Genomic DNA, 731 nt, shown 5'->3' on the forward strand with positions numbered 1-731 from the left:
TCCTCCGGTCAATCGTATGCGAGGGTATAGATATGGCGCTCGCCGGCGAGGACGGCGCGTACCGCCTCGGGGTCGCGCTGGGTCATCAGCTCGGTCGGCGGAAGCTGACCCGCAGGGTAGCGCTCCAGAATGTCGTTTACCAGCTTCTCCAGATAGTCCAGCGTCATCTCAATGCCCTTGCGCGCCTTTTCCGGATCCGCCAGCTTCGCGTCTCCGATTACGCCCTGCGGCTGGCAGATGCACTCCATCCCGCACGAGCCCAGCGCATTGTACCACTTGATCGGACCGCTCCCGCGTTCCGCCGAGTTGTTGATATGGCCCTTGGGCAGCATCGGCGCTGCTTCTACCTTCTCCGCGTACTCCATCTTGCACAGCTCGGGGAACAGCGCCAGCGACCACGACTGCTCCACTTCATCCGCGTGTACGAACGGCGTATCGTACGGACCGCCCCTGTCCTTTGTGTCCAGCTGCTCTTTGGCGCAGTTCCAGAAGTGTGTATACAGGATGATCGACGGCACCTGGAACTTCTTTCCGAATTTATGGATCGCCAGCGGGATTACATAATCCTGCCCATGGCCGTTGACCACGATCATCTTGCGGAAGCCCGCGTTCCAGAACCCCGCGAACACATACACAAGGTAATCCGCCAGCGTCTCCTCAGGAATGATGATCGTCCCCTTCTGCCCCAGATGGTGATACGGGTGGGAGCCGTACCAGATCGGCTGCGCCAC

Annotated in this window: 1 protein-coding gene; it reads right to left on the reverse strand. The window is 60.3% G+C overall.

Features of this window, described 5'->3' with window-relative positions:
* Nucleotides 1-8 precede the first annotated feature (8 nt).
* Nucleotides 9-731, reverse strand: a 723-nt coding sequence (gene iolN / locus ACYQ3S_RS15650) for a 3-dehydro-scyllo-inosose hydrolase (protein ID WP_459690297.1), incomplete at its 5' end; no start/stop codon positions are given.

The organism is Agathobaculum sp. TL06 (assembly GCF_054658635.1).